The sequence below is a fragment of the Saccharopolyspora sp. 6M genome, from assembly GCF_020176775.1.
GTDB classification, from domain to species: domain Bacteria; phylum Actinomycetota; class Actinomycetes; order Mycobacteriales; family Pseudonocardiaceae; genus Saccharopolyspora_C; species Saccharopolyspora_C gregorii.
In genome coordinates this window covers 1-15976 of record NZ_JAIUJZ010000130.1, presented here as the reverse complement: position 1 = coordinate 15976, position 15976 = coordinate 1, and the positions used below count along the sequence as shown (strand labels likewise).

Here is a 15976-nt window from a genome sequence, read left to right as displayed (position 1 = left end):
ACGTGCCGGGGGCGGGCTCGGCGGTGGGCGGCGGCGCCGCGAGCGACTCCGAGGTGGGGGCGGGTGACGTCCCGGCCTGCGCGTCGTCGTCCCCGCCCGAGCCGCCGAAGAGGACCGCGGTGATCACCACGACCAGCACGACGGCCACCGCGGCGGACAGCGCGACCAGCGGGCCGCGGTTGCGCTTCGGCGGCGGGGGAGGAGGCGGTGGTGGCGCGGCGGCCGGTTGCGGCGGGCGGTCGAAGGTGCCGAAGCCCTGGTAGCGCATGCCGCCCTGGTACGGCGGTCCGCCGACGTGCTGCCCGGGCTGCGCGCCCCAGTTCTCGCGCCTGCCCCAGGCGTCCCCGTTCTCCGGGTAACCCCAGGTTCCCGGCCCGCCAGGTGATGACATGGGCGAGATCCTAGCGAGTGATCGCGGCGCGCCGGACGGCGTTGCGCGCAGCGGTCAGTTCACGCTGGTCTGCTCGGCGAACTCCGCGAACGGTGCCGGGACGGCCCGCAGTTCCCGCAGGAACTGCGCCTCCCGCGCCAGCAGCCGCCGCACGAGCCGCAGCCGGGCCAGCGGATCGGTCTCGGCGAGCAGCGCCTGGCGGTCCTCGGTGCTGAGCACGCAGTCCTCCGCCAGCGCGTAGGAGAGCTCGCCGGGTTCGAGGTCGGCCGCCGCGGGTTCGTAGTGGTCGCCGCGGAGGCCGGTGCCGTGGTAGCGCTCGTGGGCTTCGCGGGCGGCTTCGTCGAGCCTGCTGACGAGCCGCGGGTCCTCGTCGGGTTCGTCGTCGGGGAGCCATTCCACGCGGGCCATCAGGTACGGCGCGGCCTCCCGGTCGATCTGCAGCAGCCGGAACCGGGCCCCGCCCTCCGCGGTGATGTCGTAGCGGCCCTGCGGCAGCTGCTGCACCTGCTGCAGCCGCGCCGAGCACCCCACGTCGTACATCGAGTCGACGTTGTCGTCGCCGACCTCCCAGCCCTGGCGGATGCCGACGACGCCGAAGCGGCGGTCCGGGACGACCTCGTCGACCAGGTCGAGGACCAGCTGCCGGTAGCGCGCTTCGAAGACGTGCAGCGGCAGGTCGGCGCCGGGGAGCAGCACGGTGCTCAGCGGGAACAGCGGGAGCGTGTCGGTCACGACCGCCAACCTACGTCCCGGCCCCGCCGATCGGCCACCACGGCGCACCGGTGAGCTCGGTCGGCGGCCCCGCCGGTCAGGTCCGCTCGGCCGGCGGGCGCAGCACCGCGAACGGATCGGTGATCTCCAGGTCGGGTTGGGTGAAGCGGAACAGCGCGGGCGGCCGGCCCCCGGCGGGTCCGGCGGGCAGGGTGCGGCCGGTGGGTCGCAGCGCGCCGCGGCGGGTGAGGACCCGCTGCAGGTTGGTGGCCGCGACCTCGTAGCCGAGCGCTGCGGAGTAGATGCGGCGCAGTTCGGAGATGGTGAACTCGGCGGGCGCCAGCGCGAACCCGATGTTGGTGTAGGACAGCTTGGCGCGCAGCCGGTCCCGCGCGGCGCGGGTGATGCGCTCGTGGTCGAAGGCGGTGTCGGGGAGGCCGTCGAGCGGGTGCCAGGCGGTGTCGTCGGGGACCTCCGGGTCGACGTCGGCGGGGACCAGCCCGAGGAAGGCGGTCGCGACCGTCCGCCGCCCGGGGACGCGCGCCGGCTCGCTGAACACGGAGAGCTGCTCGACGTGGCTCAGCTTGTGCACGTCGACCTTCTCGGCGAGCTGGCGGCGGATGGAGGTCTCCACGTCCTCGTCGTCGCGGAGCCTGCCGCCGGGCAGCGACCAGCGGTTCCGGTGCGGTTCCCGGGCGCGCTGCCACAACAGCACGTGGAGCAGGCCGTCCTGCGCGCGCAGCACTCCGGCGAGCACTTCGTGAGCGGTATCTCTCCCGTCCGCATGACCTGCGGTGTTACGATGAGGCACGTTTTCGACCCTAAGGCGAAAACTGCTGGGGAGCAAACGGGGGCGCGCGCGACGCGGCGCGCATCGCCGGTGAGGAGGAGAAATGGTGGTCGCCGAACAGCTCGCGCCGTACGCGGGCGTCGAACCGGACCAGGCGTGGGCGCAGGAGGTCCGCAGGCTCGCCGACGAACGCGGCGCCGTCCTGCTCGCGCACAACTACCAGCTGCCCGCGATCCAGGACATCGCCGACCACACCGGGGATTCCCTGGCGCTGAGCCGCATCGCGGCCTCCAGCGACGCCTCGACGATCGTGTTCTGCGGCGTGCACTTCATGGCCGAGACCGCGAAGATCCTCAGCCCCGGGAAGAAGGTCCTCATCCCGGACGAGCGGGCCGGCTGCTCGCTCGCCGACTCGATCACCGCCGAGCAGCTCCGCGCCTGGAAGGCCGAGCACCCCGGCGCCGTCGTGGTCTCCTACGTCAACACCACCGCCGAGGTGAAGGCGGAGACCGACATCTGCTGCACCTCCTCGAACGCGGTGGACGTGGTGCGTTCCATCCCCGCGGACACCGAGGTGCTGTTCTGCCCCGACCAGTTCCTCGGCGCGCACGTCCGCCGCGAGACCGGGCGGGAGAACGTGCACGTGTGGGCGGGGGAGTGCCACGTGCACGCGGGCATCAACGGCGCCGAGCTCGCCGACCGCGCCGCGGCGAACCCGGACGCCGACCTGTTCATCCACCCGGAGTGCGGCTGCGCGACCTCCGCGCTGTACCTCGCGGGGGAGGGCACGTTGCCGCCGGAGCGGGTCAAGATCCTCTCCACCGGCGGGATGCTGGACGCCGCGCGCGGCACCGGTGCCGAGTCGGTGCTCGTGGCCACCGAGGTCGGGATGCTGCACCAGCTGCGCCGCGCCGCGCCCGAGATCGACTTCCGGGCGGTGAACGACCGCGCCTCCTGCCGCTACATGAAGATGATCACTCCGGCCGCGCTGCTGCGCTGCCTGCGCGAGGAGGCCGACGAGGTGCACGTGCCCGCCGACGTCGCCGAACGGGCCCGCGCCTCGGTGCAGCGGATGATCGGCATCGGCAAGCCCGGAGGCGGCGAATGACCTGGGAGGCCCGCGCCGACCTCGTCGTCGTCGGTACCGGGGTCGCCGGGCTCACCGCCGCGCTGCGCGCCCGCGAGCTCGGCCTGCGCACCCTCGTGATCACCAAGGACGCCGCGGCGGCGGGCGGTACCGGCTGGGCGCAGGGCGGCGTCGCGGTCGTGCGCCCCGACGAGCACGACGAGGGCGACAGCGTGCAGCGCCACGTCACCGACACGCTCACCGCGGGCGCCGGGCTCTGCGACGAGCGGGCGGTGCGGGAGATCCTCGCCGACGGGGCGGCCGCCGTGGCGCGGCTGCGCGCGGCGGGCGCGCGGTTCGACGGCACCGGCGGCGCGCTGGCCCGCACCCGCGAGGGCGGGCACACCGCGTTCCGCGTGATCCACGCGGGCGGGGACGCCACCGGCGCCGAGGTGCAGCGGGCGCTGTCCGAGGCGGTCGGCACCGGCGGGATCCCCGTGCTGGAGCGGCATTGCGCGGCGGAACCGGTGCGCGGCGACGGCGGCAACCTCGCCGGGCTCCTCGCGCTCGACCCGCACGGCAACCCCGGAGTGGTGCGCGCCCCCGCCGTGCTGCTCGCCACCGGCGGGCTCGGCAGGCTCTACGCCGCGACCACGAACCCCGAGGTGGCCACCGCCGACGGGATCGCGTTCGCGCTGCGGGCCGGGGCCACCGCGGCCGACCTCGAATTCGTCCAGTTCCACCCGACGGCGCTGCACGTGCCCGGCGCTCGCGGCCGCCGCCCGCTGGTCACCGAGGCGGTGCGCGGCGAGGGCGCGGTGCTGCTGGACGCCCGCGGCGACCGGATCATGGCCGGGGTGCACCCGCTGGCCGACCTGGCGCCGCGGGACGTGGTCGCCGCGGAGATCGACCGGCGCATCGCCGAGACCGGTGCCGAGTGCGCCTACCTGGACGCCACCGGCATCCCGGAGTTCGCCGCCCGGTTCCCCACCGTCTTCGGGTCCTGTCGCGCCGTCGGGGTCGACCCGCGGCGCGAACCGATCCCGGTGACCAGCGCCGCGCACTACTCCTGCGGCGGCGTGGTGACCGATGTGGACGGTCGGACCGGGGTGGCCGGGCTCTACGCGGCGGGCGAGGTGGCGCGCACCGGCCTGCACGGGGCGAACCGGCTCGCGTCGAACAGCCTGCTCGAAGGCCTGGTCGTGGGGGGCCGGGCCGCCGCGGCGGGGGCCCGCGACCTGCGCGGCGGGCTGCTCGCGGCCCGCAGGCCGGTGCTGCCGCCGGTCCCGGCCGCCGCCGTCGTGGACCGCGAGCTGCTGCAGCGCACCATGACCGCGCACGCGGGGATCGGCCGCACCGGGGACGGTCTCGCGGCGGCCCGCGCGACGCTGGACAAGGCGGGCATCGTCCGTCCACTACGGACTCGCGAGGCGGTGGAGGACGCCGCTCTGGCGCTCACCGCGCAGGCGCTGCTCGCCGCCGCCGAGGCCCGCACCGAATCCCGCGGCAGCCATCGCAGGCGTGATCATCCGGCGCGCGACGACGTACGCTGGCGGCGCAGCGTCGCGCTGCGCCTGGACGTGTCCGGCTGGCTGTTCCGCACCGACCGAGAACCCCCGAGGAGCGTGGCATGACCCTGTCCGAGGTGACCACCGGCCACCTGCGCGCCGCCGGACTCGACCCGCAGGAGGTCCGGACCCTGGTGCGGGCCGCGCTCGCCGAAGACCTGCGCTACGGGCTCGACGTCACCACCGAGGCCACCGTGCTCGTCGACGCCATCGCCGAAGCCGCCTTCCGGGCGCGCCCCGCCGGGGTCGTCGCGGGCATCCCCGTGGCCCGCGCGGTGCTCGACGAGGTGCTCGGCGCGGACGGCTACAAGGTGCTGCACAGCCGCGGCGACGGCGACATGATCATGCCGGGGGAGAGCGCGCTGAGCGTGCACGCGCCGGTGCGCGGGCTGCTCACCGCCGAGCGCACCGCGCTGAACCTGCTCTGCCACCTCTCCGGCATCGCCACCGCCACCGCCGAGTGGGTCCGCGCCGTGGAGGGCACCGGCTGCCGCATCCGGGACAGCCGCAAGACCCTGCCCGGGCTGCGGGTGCTGCAGAAGTACGCGGTGCGCTGCGGCGGCGGGGTGAACCACCGGATGGGCCTCGGCGACGCCATGCTGATCAAGGACAACCACGTGGTGGCCGCCGGATCGGTGGTGGAGGCGCTGCGGGCCTGCCGCGACCATGCGCCGGAACTGCCCCTCGAAGTCGAGGTGTCCACGCTGGAGGAGCTGGACGAGGTGCTGGAGGAGGGCGCCGAACTCGTCCTGCTCGACAACTTCACGCCGCAGGACTGCGCCGACGCGGTGCGCCGCACCGAGGAGATCTCGCCCGGCACCGAACTGGAGGCCTCCGGCGGGCTCACCCTCGACGTGGCCCGCACCTACGCCGAGACCGGGGTGCACTTCCTCGCCGTCGGCGCGCTCACCCACTCCTCGCCCGCGCTGGACATCGGCCTGGACATGTGACCGGCCGGGCCGCCCCGGCGCGCCGATCAGCACCGCCGGGCGGCCCCGGGACCTGATCGAAACCGCCGGGCCGCCCCACGGCCGATCAGCACCACCGGGCCGCCCCGTGGCCGATCAACACCGCCGGTGCGCCCTGCAACCGATCAGCACCGCCGGTGCGGCCCGGGCCGGTCAGAACCGCCGGTTCGCCAGCACCGGGATGCTGGCCCGCGCCTGCTCGACCGCGGCCGGGTCCAATTCGGCGACCAGCACGTCCGGTGCGTCGCCGAGCTGCGCGTGCACCGTCCCGACCGGCGTGGCCACGGTGCTGAACCCGATGCCGGTCGGCGCCTTGCCGCTGGCCTCGATCCCCGCGGTGCGCGGATCGCCCTGGCCGCACGCCACCACCCAAGAGGTGCTGTCCAGCGCGCGGGCCCGCACCAGCAGCTCCCACTGCTCGCGCTTGCCCTCGCCGGCGCCCCAGGAGGCCGCGGTGACGATCACCGAGGCACCCCGGTCGGCCAGCGCCGCGTACAGCCCGGGGAAGCGCACGTCGTAGCAGGTCGTCACGCCCACACCGGTGCCGCCGATGTCGACCACCAGCGGCTCCGCGCCGGGCGCGACCGTGCGCGACTCGGCGAAGCCGAACGCGTCGTAGAGGTGGATCTTGTCGTAGTGCGCGTCCACGCCCGGCCCGGTGACCAGCAACGTGTTCGCCACCCGCCCGTCGTCGGCCGGGGTGAACATGCCCGCGACCACGACGAGGCCGGCGTCCGCGGCCAGCCGGCGCACCTCGGTGGCCCACGGGCCGTCCAACGGCTCCGCGATCGGCCCCAGCGGGATGCCGAAGCAGGCCATGGTGGCCTCCGGGAAGACCGCGAGCTCCGCGCCCGCCTCCGCCGCCCGGCGGACGCCGTCGGCGACCAGCTCCAGGTTCGCCGCCGGATCAGGGGTGGACACGATCTGGCACAGCGCGACGCGCATGGGTTCCGCCTCTCTTCGCCTCTGCCTGGTTGTATACCAAGGATATGCAAGACTGGGACGGCATCGTCCCGCCGCGCAAGGAGCCGCCGTGACCTCGGGCCGCCAGCTCGCCTACGACCACCTCAAGGACACCGTGCTCAGCGACCCCGCGATGCAGGGCAGCTTCGTCAACGAGCAGTCCCTCGCCGACGCCATCGGCGTCTCCCGCACCCCGATCCGGGAGGCCCTGCTGCTGCTCGCCGCCGAGGAGCTCGTGCAGCTGGTCCCCAAGCGCGGCGCCTACATCGCGCCCGTCGCCGGGCGGGAGATCCGCGAGCTGTTCGAACTGCGCGGGATGATGGAGCGCTACGCCGCGCAGCGCACCCTCGAACTCGGCACCGCCCCGGTCCAGGAGATGAGCGGCGAACTCGATCGGCAGCGCGAGCTGCGCGCCGCCGAGGACGCCAGGGCCTTCATCGACCTCGACCACCGCTTCCACGCCGCGCTGGTGCGGGCCGTCGGCAACGACATGCTCACCAAGAACTACGACGGGCTGCGCGCCCGCCAGGTCCGCGCGGGCATCGTGGCGCTGTTCTCCGCGCGGAACCGGCGCGAGGCCGTCGTCGACGAGCACGACACGATCCTCGCCGCGCTCGCCGACGGCGACACCGCGGCCGCGCACGCCGCGATCACCGCGCACCTGGACGCTACGCAGCACGTGCTGCTCGCGGGCTGATCGCCAACCCGAGCAAGGTCACCGCGCAGGTCGCGAACAGGTAGCAGGCGGGCGCGACCCAGCTGTCGAAGTACGCGAACAACGAGGTGAACAGCAGCGGCGCCAGCGCACCGCCGATCACCCCGGCCAGCGTGTACGCCAGCGAGCAGCCGGTGTAGCGCAGCCGGGTGCTGAACTGCTCCGACACGAACGCCGCCTGCGGCCCGTACATCAGCGAGTGCCACAGCAGGCCGACGACCACGCCCAGCACCAGCAGCGGCGCCGAACCGCCGCCGATCAGCGGGAAGAAGGCGAACGGCCACACCGCGCCGCCGATCGCGCCGATCGCGTACACCCGCCGCCTGCCCCAGTGGTCCGACAGCCACCCCGCGGCCGGGATCAACGCCAGCTGGCAGGTCGACCCGAGCATCACGCCGGTGACCGCCCAGCTCTGCGGGAGCCCGAGCTCCTTCGTCACGTAGGTCAGCACGAACACGGTGAACAGCGCGTAGAGCACGTCCGGGCCGACCCGGGACAGGATCGCGGAGATCAGCGCCCGCGGTTCCTCGGTGAACACCTCGCGCAGCGGCGCCGAGGCCTGGTCGCCGGAGCGCTGCAGCTCGCGGAACACCGGCGTCTCCTCCAGCTTCACCCGGATCCACAGGCCGAAGACCACCAGCACCGCGGAGAGCAGGAACGCGACCCGCCAGCCCCAGGACAGGAACTGCTCCGAGGTGAGGGTGGCGGCCAGCACCGCCAGCACCCCGTTGGCCAGCAGGTTGCCCGCGGGCGGTCCGACCTGGGCGGCGGAGGCCCAGAAGCCGCGCCGCTTGTCGTCGCCGAACTCGCTGGACAGCAGCACGGCGCCGCCCCACTCGCCGCCGATGCCGACGCCCTGGGCGAAGCGCAGCACCACCAGCAGCACGGCACCCCACGCACCGACCTGGCCGTGCGTGGGCAGCAGCCCGATGAGCACGGTCGCGATGCCGGTGAGCAGCAGCGTCGTGACCAGCACCTGCTTGCGGCCGAGGACGTCGCCGAGCCTGCCGAACACGAACCCGCCCAGCGGCCGGGACAGGTACCCGACGGCGTAGGTGGAGAACGCCAGCAGCGTGCCGGACAGCGGGTCGTGGCTGGGGAAGAACAGGTCGCCGAACACCAGCGCGGAGGCCACCGAGTAGGCGGCGAAGTCGTACCACTCCAGGGAGGTCCCGGACAGCGCGGCGATGAACGCCTTGACCAGGTCCTTGCGCGGTGGGCGGGCGGGTGCGTCGGGGAGCGCTTGACTCATCGGCGGTCCTTGTCGAGGCGGTTCGTCACATCGGTCGTGTCGTCCGGCGAATCGGTGATACGAACTGTATACAAGAAGTATGCTGATCGGGAGGGTCTGATGTTTCCGCTTCGTTTCGATGTGGCAGGCACGTCCGTCGAGGTGCCGGTGCGCACCCTGCTCAACGCCGGGTACGCCGGGCGCAGCCAGGACGACGTGGCCGCGCACGTCGCCGAACTCGCCGAGCTCGGCGTGCCCGCGCCCACCCGCACGCCCTGCCTCTACCCGGTCGCGCCCTACCTCGCCATGCAGACCGGCGAGGTGCCCGCGCAGCACGGCCGCACCTCCGGCGAGGCGGAGTGGGCGCTGGTCATCGCCGGGCCCCGAGAGGAGGACGTGCTGCTCACCGTCGCCTGCGACCACACCGACCGGGCGCTCGAAGTGCACGGCGTGGCCTGGAGCAAGCAGGCGGGGCCGGACGTGCTCGGGTCCCGGGCCTGGCGGCTCGTGGACGTCGCCGACCGGATCGACTCGCTGACCCTCAGCGCGCACGTCGGCGGGCGGCGCCTCCAGCACGGCTCGCTCGGCGAGCTGCTCACGCCCGCGTACTGGCTGGACGAGCTGCGCGGGCTCGGCCTGGCCGAGGAGGGCACGGTGCTGCTGTCCGGCACCATCCCGATGGACGCCGAAGTGGACCAGTTCGCGGGCCCGTGGCGCGTCGAACTGGCGGACCCGGCGACCGGCGACGTGCTGACCTGCGAGTACACCGTCCGGCAGCTGCCGGAGCCGATCGCCTAGCGCGCCACTCCCGAGCGCGGTCGCACGATCGTGCCCGATCTCGCGGACCGGTCGGCCGGTGCCGGCCGCCCGGTCGCCGCGGGAGCCCCGCCGGGTGCGCGGGCTGCTTGCCCTGCGGGGGTGTCCGCCGTCATGCTCGGCGGCACCGCGGCGGCCCGGGGCCGGTGAAGCCCGAGGTGCCGCGAAGCCGGGCCGCCACCGGGCACGTGGTCGGAATGTGATCCGGCCGATGTGGCATCGTGACTCCCTGCAAGTTCACGACGCCCCGTCGTGAACGGTGCCAGGAGCAGCACACGAAGAGGGAGACAGACGTGAGCGACAGCGGCGAGGGCACCACTTTCATGCAGTGGCGCGAGCGGGCGCAGTCGGAGGTCCAGGAGGAGCGGCCGCAGCTGCGGGCCGTGCTGATCACGGCCGCGGTCGTGGTCCTGGTCGGCATCCTCGTGGGTGTCGTCGTGCTCCTGCTGTCCTGATCGTTCGTCCGGGCGTTTCGGGGGCGCCCGGATGGTCGGAGCCGGTGTGGGCGCGGTTCTCGGAACCCGCCCGCCGGTCTCGATGGGCCGGGAGGCCGCCTCCGATGCTCGGATGCCGTGAGAATTCTTGGCGGTCGTGGCTGATTCCCACTGGATACAGCCCGATCAAGTGATGACGAACCCGTGTTCGAATCGGAACACTGGGTGTCATGGAATCCACGATCTCGCCCTCGGCGATCGGCCACCGGTCCGCACCGCGCTCTTCCGCGCTGCCCGGGCTCCGCGCGTCCGGTTCCGCCTTCCGGTCCGCCGCGCTCAGATCCGCCGCGCTCGTGTCGGCCGCACTGCTGTCGGCCGCGTTCCGGGCCGCCGCCCTCCACACCGCGATGTCCCGGTACACGGCGTGCCGACGTGGCGCCGTGCGGCTCGTGCCGCCCGCCATACCGGACCGGATGAGCGGAAGCGGCGGTCTCCCGCCGCCCGGATCACGACCGTGCCGACGGTCGCACGCCTACCGCGGACCAGCCGCTGCCCACGGCGGCGCGGACCTCCGCGCCCACCGGGACGTCCGGTCGCCAGTCGACCACCGGCACCACTCCCGGCGGGACCAGCGCCCAACCGGCCATCAGCTCCCCGGCCTGCTCCGCGGGCCGCAGGCTCAGCGGGGTCGGGGTCCGGTCGTAGATGCGCAGCCCCTCCACCACCTGCGTCGAGGTCAAGCCCGCGCCGGAGGCGTGGCTGACCGCCAGCACGCTGCCCGGGGCGCAGGCGTCCCGGTAGGTCGCGAGCACTCCGGTCGGGCCGGATTCGTCCGGGATGAAGTGCAGCACCGACAGCGCCAGCACCGCCACCGGCTCGCGCAGGTCCAGCAGCCGCCGCACCCCGGCGGCGGCGAGCACGTCCGCCGGGTGTGCCAGGTCGGCCTGCGTGACGCTCACCCGCGGCTCCGCCTGCAACAGCCGACGCGCGTGCGCGACCGCCACCGGCTCGTGGTCCACGTAGGCGATCACCGCGTCCGGATCCCCCTGGTGCGCGACCTCGTGCACGTTGCCGACCGTCGGGATCCCCGAACCCAAGTCCAGGAACTGGCGGATGCCGCGCTCCACGCAGAACCGCACGACCCGGCGCAGGAAGGACCGGTTCTCGCGGACTCCGACGCGGGTCTCGGGGAGCAGTTCCAGCTGCTTGCGGGCTGCCCCGCGGTCGGCGGGGAAGTTCTGCGTCCCGCCGAGGAAGTAGTCGTACATGCGTGCCGCGTTCGGCCGATGCAGGTCGAGCTCGCCGTGGATGTCGGCCAGCTCCCCGACGCGTTCGTCCTCGTTGATCGCGAACTCCTTCCCGGCCGGGCCGATGCTCGCGCGCGTACCGCTCGGCCCTTCGAACGGGAAGAGCCCGGACGCCCCACGGGCATCCGGGCTCTCCAGCACCGTGCGAACCGCGGCTCAGGCGCCGGCTTCGCGGAGCACGATGTCCACGGCGCCGTCGTTGCGGGCGGTTTCTCGCTCGATCACGTCACCCGGCGGGTAGAACCCGTCGAGGCCACCGTCGGAGGGGTACATCTCCAGGGTGAACGCGAGGATCTTGTGCTTGCCCCACATCCAGTCGAGGCTGTCGCCGTCGGTGGTGTAGAGGTCGCTGGACTGCTGCGGGGTGTAGCCGTTGGTCTCCGCCATCTCGGTGCCGACCTTCTCGAACCGGTCGAACTCCTCCTGGGTCATCCCCTCGGTCACGTCGTCCTGGGTGTGCCCGAACGGCCACAGCACCAGCTCCGAGAAGGTGTGGAAGTCGATCGCCGACTTGATCTGCTGCTCACCGCCGATCACGCGGGAGTCGATGAAATCGGCCAGCGCCTTCGTCTCCGGCGCGGAGAACGCCTCGGTGCCGCGGTAGGTCTCGTCCTGCGGGTCGTCGCTGGCACCGCCGCAGCAGCCCCACAAGTAACCCCAGTTGCGGTTCAGGTCGGTACCGCTGTCCTGCCGGTTCTTCCGCCAGCCCTGGTACTCGCCGGACTCCACGTCGTAGGTGGAACCGTCCACGTTCACCGACGGGACGATCCACACCTCGCGGCTGTCCACGTTCTCCTTGACCGCGGGGTCGTCGGCGTAGCCGTCGGTGAGCCGGTTCGCGATCTGCAGGCACATCTCGGTGGTGAGGTGCTCGCGCGCGTGCTGGTTGCAGTCGAACAGGACCTCCGGCTCGTCCTCGTCCTCCGCGACGTTGCCGCTGATCTTGAGCAGCGGGATGTCCCGGCCCTCGAAGCTCTCGCCGAGGCTGGACTTGGCGGCGATGTCCGGGTGGTCCGCGACGATCGCGTCGAGCTCGGCGACCATCTCGTCGTAGTTGTGGTACGCCTCGTCGCCGGGCGGGAAGTCCCGCGGCGTCGCCTTCTGCCGCAGCTCGAAGCCCTGCGCGCGCAGCTGTTCCGCCTGCGCCGCGGTGGCCTCCACCGTCGCCACGCCGTCCTTCGCGCCGAGGACCTGGGCGCCGGAGGCGTTGATGTCGGTACGGGTCCGGCTGTCGGTGTTCGGTACCGAGTACACCCCGCTCGCCGCCGCGGCCGCGGATGCGGGGCCCGAAGCGGGTGCGGCGACGCTCGCCTGGACGGGAAGGAGCAGGGCCAGGGATGCGGCGGCGGCCACCGCCGTTGCTCTGCGCCGTGCGCTGGACATCTGGCCTCCCGATCGATCACGGATGGTGATCACGCGAGCCTCCCCGAGTCACGCACGGTTGGCAACCCACTTACGTCGGAAGCGGCGGATCACCGTTTACCGTTCGTCCGCGGACGTGCGTCGGACGTCGCCGAACAGGGCGATTACCCTGGTGACCGAGCTAGTAGCCGACATCCGCCCGCACTGAGAGGACGCCCATGCTCACCCGTACCGACCTGCGCGGTCGTGTTCCGTCTACCGCCGAGCTGCGCGCCACGCTGCCGCGCGCCGACACGGACGTGGAGCACGTGCTGCACCAGGTTCGGCCGGTGGTCGAGGCGGTCCGCGAGCGCGGTGTCGACGCCGTGCTGGAGTACGCCGAGAAGTTCGACGGCGTGCGGCCCGAGCAGGTGCGGGTGCCCGCCGCCGAGCTGGCCGACGCGCTGGAGCGGCTCGACCCGGCGGTGCGCGACGCGCTGCAGGAGTCCATCGACCGCGCGCGCCGCGTGCACGGCGACCAGCGGCGCACCGACGTCACCACCCAGGTCGTGCCGGGCGGCACCGTCACCGAGCGCTGGGTGCCGGTCGCCCGCGTCGGGCTGTACGCGCCGGGCGGTCTCGCGGTGTACCCGTCGAGCGTCGTGATGAACGTGGTGCCCGCGCAGGCCGCCGGGGTGGAGTCGCTGGTGGTGTGCTCGCCGCCGCAGGCCGAGTTCGGCGGGCTGCCGCACCCCACCATCCTCGCCGCGGCCGCGCTGCTGGAGGTCGACGAGGTGTGGGCGGTCGGTGGTGCCCAGGCGGTGGCGCTGCTCGCCTACGGCGGGCGGGACACCGACGGGGCCGAGCTGCTGCCCGCGGACCTGGTGACCGGGCCCGGCAACGTCTACGTCACCGCCGCGAAGCGGCACCTGCGCAGCGTCATCGGCATCGACGCGGAAGCCGGGCCGACCGAGATCGCGGTGCTGGCCGACGGCACCGCCGACCCGGTGCACGTGGCCGCCGACCTGATCAGCCAGGCCGAGCACGACACGCTGGCGGCGAGCGTGCTGGTCACGACCTCGCCGGAGCTCGCCGACGCGGTGGACGCGGAACTGGACCGCCAGGTGCCGCTGACCAAGCACACCGAGCGGATCCGCACCGCGCTCACCGGTGAGCAGTCCGGCTGCGTGCTGGTCGGCACCCTCGACGAGGGCCTCACCGTCGTCGACGCCTACGCGGCCGAGCACCTGGAGATCCAGACCGCGGACGCCGAGGCGGTGGCCGCGCGGGTGCGGAACGCGGGCGCGATCTTCGTCGGGCCGCACGCTCCGGTGTCGCTCGGCGACTACTGCGCGGGTTCGAACCACGTGCTGCCCACCGGCGGCTGCGCGCGGCACTCCTCCGGGCTGAGCGTGCAGAGCTTCCTGCGCGGCATCCACGTCGTCTCCTACGACGAGCGGGCGCTGCGGGAGGTCGCCGGCAAGGTCGTCGCCCTGGCCGACGCCGAAGACCTGCCCGCGCACGGGCAGGCCGTCACGGCCCGCTTCCCGTCCGGACTCGACCGCTGATCCACACCGCGAAGAGAGAACCATGAGCGACGTGCTCGGCGCCGACGTGGCGCTGACCGACCTTCCGCTGCGCGATGACCTGCGCGGCCGCAGCCCGTACGGCGCCCCGCAGCTGGACGTGCCGGTGCGGCTGAACACCAACGAGAACCCGTACCCGCCGCCGCCCGAGCTGGTGGCCGACGTGGCCGAAGCGGTCCGGGAGGTGGCCGGGACGCTGCACCGCTACCCGGATCGGGACGCGGTGGCGCTGCGGGAGGACCTGGCCGCCTACCTCAGCGGTGCCACCGGCGTCGCGGTCTCGCACCGCAACGTGTGGGCCGCGAACGGCTCCAACGAGGTGCTGCAGCAGGTGCTGCAGGCGTTCGGCGGGCCGGGGCGCAGCGCGCTCGGCTTCGAACCGTCGTACTCGATGCACCCGATCCTGGCCGCGGGCACCCGCACCGACTGGTTGCCCGCACCGCGTCGCGCCGACTTCGGCCTGGACGCGGCGCGGGCCGCCGCGATCGTGGCCGAGCGGCGTCCGGACGTGGTGTTCGTGACCAGCCCGAACAACCCGACCGGCCAGGTGGTCCCGCAGCAGGACCTGCGCGCGGTGCTCGACGCGGCCCCGGGGATCGTGGTGGTCGACGAGGCCTACGTCGAGTTCTGCACCGAACCGAGCGCGATCGAGCTGATCGACGAGTACCCGGCGAAGATCATCGTCAGCCGGACCATGAGCAAGGCGTTCGCGTTCGCCGGCGGCAGGCTCGGCTACCTGGCGGCGGCGCCCGCGATGATCGACGCGCTGCTGCTGGTGCGGCTGCCGTACCACCTCTCGGCGCCGACCCAGGCCGCTGCCCGCGCCGCGCTGCGGCACGCGAAGGCGACGCTCGGTTCGGTGCGGGCGCTGGCGGACGAGCGCGACCGCGTCGTCGCGCGGCTGCGCGAACTCGGGTTCGGCCCGGTGCGCAGCGACGCGAACTTCGTGCTGTTCGGCCGGTTCTCGGACGCGCACGCCGCGTGGCAGCGCTACCTGGACGCGGGCGTGCTGATCCGCGACGTCGGCATCGAAGGGCACCTGCGGGTCACCATCGGCACCCCCGAGGAGAACGACGCGTTCCTGGCCGCGAGCAAGGGCCTGGTGGACGCGGTGGACGAGGAGAACACGCGATGACGGCGACCGAGGCGGCGTTCGCGCCGGGCACCCGCACCGGCAAGGTGGAACGCACCACGAAGGAATCCTCCGTGCTGGTCGAGCTGGACCTCGACGGCACCGGGCAGGTCGACATCGACACCACGGTGCCGTTCTACGACCACATGCTCACCGCGCTCGGCACGCACGCCGCGTTCGACCTGACGGTGAAGGCGTCCGGTGACATCGACATCGACGCCCACCACACCGTCGAGGACACCGCGATCGTGCTCGGGCAGGCGTTGCGCCAGGCGCTCGGTGACAAGAAGGGCATCCGCCGCTTCGGCGACGCCTGGATCCCGATGGACGAGACGCTCGCGCACGCGGCGGTGGACGTCTCCGGCCGCTCGTACTGCGTGCTGACCGGGGAACCGGAGCAGTACAACAGCTTCACCATCGGCGGGAACTACCCGTTCGTGCTGAACCGGCACGTGTTCGAATCGCTGGCGTTCCACTCGCAGATCAACCTGCACGTGCGGGTGATCCACGGGCGGGATCCGCACCACATCGCCGAAGCCCAGTACAAGGCGATCGCCCGGGCGCTGCGCGCGGCGGTGGAACCCGATCCGCGGTTCGCCGGCGTCGTGCCCTCCACGAAGGGCGCGCTGTAGATGCAGGCCCTCGGCCCGATCGTGCTGCTGGCCGTCGCGGGCTTCCTCGTCGGCGGCGTCGCCGCGACCTGGACCCCCCCACGCCTGGCAGCGGTGGTGCTCGGCGTGCTGGCAGTGCTGGCGGCGGCGGGTGGGATCGCCTGGTTGCTGTGACAGGGACGTGAACAGCAACCAGGCGAAGAATTGTGGTCCCCTCGGCTTGCTCGGGGGTGGGGTGGCGGAACCTCAGCGGGGGGGGGGGGGGGGGGGGGGGGGGGGGGTTGGGGGGGGGGGGGGGGGGGGGGGGGGGGGCGGGCGCCGGGGGGGGGGGCGGCCCCCCGCCCCC

The 15976-nt window shown here is 73.5% G+C and carries 16 protein-coding genes and 1 pseudogene; 10 read left to right on the top strand and 7 right to left on the bottom strand.

Annotated features, from left to right (window positions below; all coding sequences use genetic code 11):
- The 3 genes and pseudogenes from LCD31_RS17835 to LCD31_RS17825 form a co-directional block, all read right to left on the bottom strand.
- A pseudogene (locus tag LCD31_RS17835) lies at positions 1–391 on the bottom strand (hypothetical protein); the annotation flags it as partial.
- Between the two features lie 54 nt (positions 392–445).
- Positions 446–1123 carry an LON peptidase substrate-binding domain-containing protein gene (locus LCD31_RS17830; RefSeq protein ID WP_224959599.1) on the bottom strand — a complete coding sequence of 226 codons (678 nt, stop codon included), beginning with the start codon at positions 1121–1123 and terminating at the stop codon, positions 446–448.
- A 76-nt stretch (positions 1124–1199) separates the two neighbouring features.
- The gene (locus LCD31_RS17825; RefSeq protein WP_224959598.1) at positions 1200–1859 is read right to left on the bottom strand and encodes an NUDIX domain-containing protein; all 660 of its coding nucleotides are present in this window, start codon (positions 1857–1859) and stop codon (positions 1200–1202) included.
- 136 nt (positions 1860–1995) lie between these two features.
- Here LCD31_RS17825 and nadA point away from each other — a divergent pair, with 136 nt between their 5' ends.
- The 3 genes from nadA to nadC are packed head-to-tail and all read left to right on the top strand — an operon-like array spanning position 1996 to position 5476.
- Complete coding sequence (gene nadA, locus LCD31_RS17820; protein ID WP_224959597.1) at positions 1996–3000, top strand: quinolinate synthase NadA; 1005 nt, start codon at positions 1996–1998, stop codon at positions 2998–3000.
- Positions 2997–4592 (top strand): L-aspartate oxidase, encoded by a 1596-nt coding sequence (locus LCD31_RS17815; protein ID WP_224959596.1) that lies wholly within the window; start codon positions 2997–2999, stop codon positions 4590–4592. The genes nadA and LCD31_RS17815 overlap by 4 nt, the downstream gene beginning before the upstream one ends.
- Entirely contained in the window at positions 4589–5476 is an 888-nt protein-coding gene (nadC, locus tag LCD31_RS17810) for a carboxylating nicotinate-nucleotide diphosphorylase (protein ID WP_224959595.1), read from the top strand. The genes LCD31_RS17815 and nadC overlap by 4 nt, the downstream gene beginning before the upstream one ends.
- A gap of 171 nt (positions 5477–5647) precedes the next feature.
- Here nadC and LCD31_RS17805 read toward each other — a convergent pair whose 3' ends face one another.
- Entirely contained in the window at positions 5648–6439 is a 792-nt protein-coding gene (locus LCD31_RS17805; RefSeq protein ID WP_224959594.1) for a carbon-nitrogen hydrolase family protein, read from the bottom strand.
- Between the two features lie 88 nt (positions 6440–6527).
- Here LCD31_RS17805 and LCD31_RS17800 point away from each other — a divergent pair, with 88 nt between their 5' ends.
- On the top strand, positions 6528–7154 hold the full coding sequence (locus tag LCD31_RS17800) for a GntR family transcriptional regulator (protein ID WP_224959593.1): 627 nt from the start codon (positions 6528–6530) through the stop codon (positions 7152–7154).
- Here LCD31_RS17800 and LCD31_RS17795 read toward each other — a convergent pair.
- Entirely contained in the window at positions 7126–8424 is a 1299-nt protein-coding gene (locus tag LCD31_RS17795) for an MFS transporter (protein ID WP_224959592.1), read from the bottom strand. The genes LCD31_RS17800 and LCD31_RS17795 overlap by 29 nt on opposite strands.
- A 99-nt stretch (positions 8425–8523) precedes the next feature.
- On the opposite strand from LCD31_RS17795, the gene LCD31_RS17790 reads away from it, so the two are divergent.
- Both LCD31_RS17790 and LCD31_RS17785 read left to right on the top strand, forming a co-directional pair.
- Positions 8524–9201 (top strand): DUF2848 domain-containing protein, encoded by a 678-nt coding sequence (locus LCD31_RS17790; protein ID WP_224959590.1) that lies wholly within the window; start codon positions 8524–8526, stop codon positions 9199–9201.
- A 311-nt stretch (positions 9202–9512) separates the two neighbouring features.
- Positions 9513–9674, top strand: a complete 162-nt coding sequence (locus tag LCD31_RS17785; protein WP_224959588.1) for a hypothetical protein — start codon at positions 9513–9515, stop codon at positions 9672–9674.
- Positions 9675–10159: 485 nt separating this feature from the next.
- Here LCD31_RS17785 and LCD31_RS17780 read toward each other — a convergent pair whose 3' ends face one another.
- Both LCD31_RS17780 and LCD31_RS17775 read right to left on the bottom strand, forming a co-directional pair.
- Complete coding sequence (locus tag LCD31_RS17780; protein WP_224959586.1) at positions 10160–11101, bottom strand: SAM-dependent methyltransferase; 942 nt, start codon at positions 11099–11101, stop codon at positions 10160–10162.
- Between the two features lie 15 nt (positions 11102–11116).
- Complete coding sequence (locus LCD31_RS17775) at positions 11117–12343, bottom strand: M14 family metallopeptidase (RefSeq protein ID WP_224959584.1); 1227 nt, start codon at positions 12341–12343, stop codon at positions 11117–11119.
- Between the two features lie 197 nt (positions 12344–12540).
- Here LCD31_RS17775 and hisD point away from each other — a divergent pair, with 197 nt between their 5' ends.
- The 4 genes from hisD to LCD31_RS17755 are packed head-to-tail and all read left to right on the top strand — an operon-like array spanning position 12541 to position 15804.
- On the top strand, positions 12541–13869 hold the full coding sequence (gene hisD, locus LCD31_RS17770; RefSeq protein ID WP_224959582.1) for a histidinol dehydrogenase: 1329 nt from the start codon (positions 12541–12543) through the stop codon (positions 13867–13869).
- Positions 13870–13891: 22 nt separating this feature from the next.
- Entirely contained in the window at positions 13892–15022 is a 1131-nt protein-coding gene (locus LCD31_RS17765) for a histidinol-phosphate transaminase (RefSeq protein ID WP_224959580.1), read from the top strand.
- Positions 15019–15651 (top strand): imidazoleglycerol-phosphate dehydratase HisB, encoded by a 633-nt coding sequence (hisB, locus tag LCD31_RS17760; RefSeq protein ID WP_224959578.1) that lies wholly within the window; start codon positions 15019–15021, stop codon positions 15649–15651. The genes LCD31_RS17765 and hisB overlap by 4 nt, the downstream gene beginning before the upstream one ends.
- On the top strand, positions 15652–15804 hold the full coding sequence (locus LCD31_RS17755) for a hypothetical protein (protein ID WP_224959576.1): 153 nt from the start codon (positions 15652–15654) through the stop codon (positions 15802–15804).
- Positions 15805–15976: the final 172 nt, after the last annotated feature.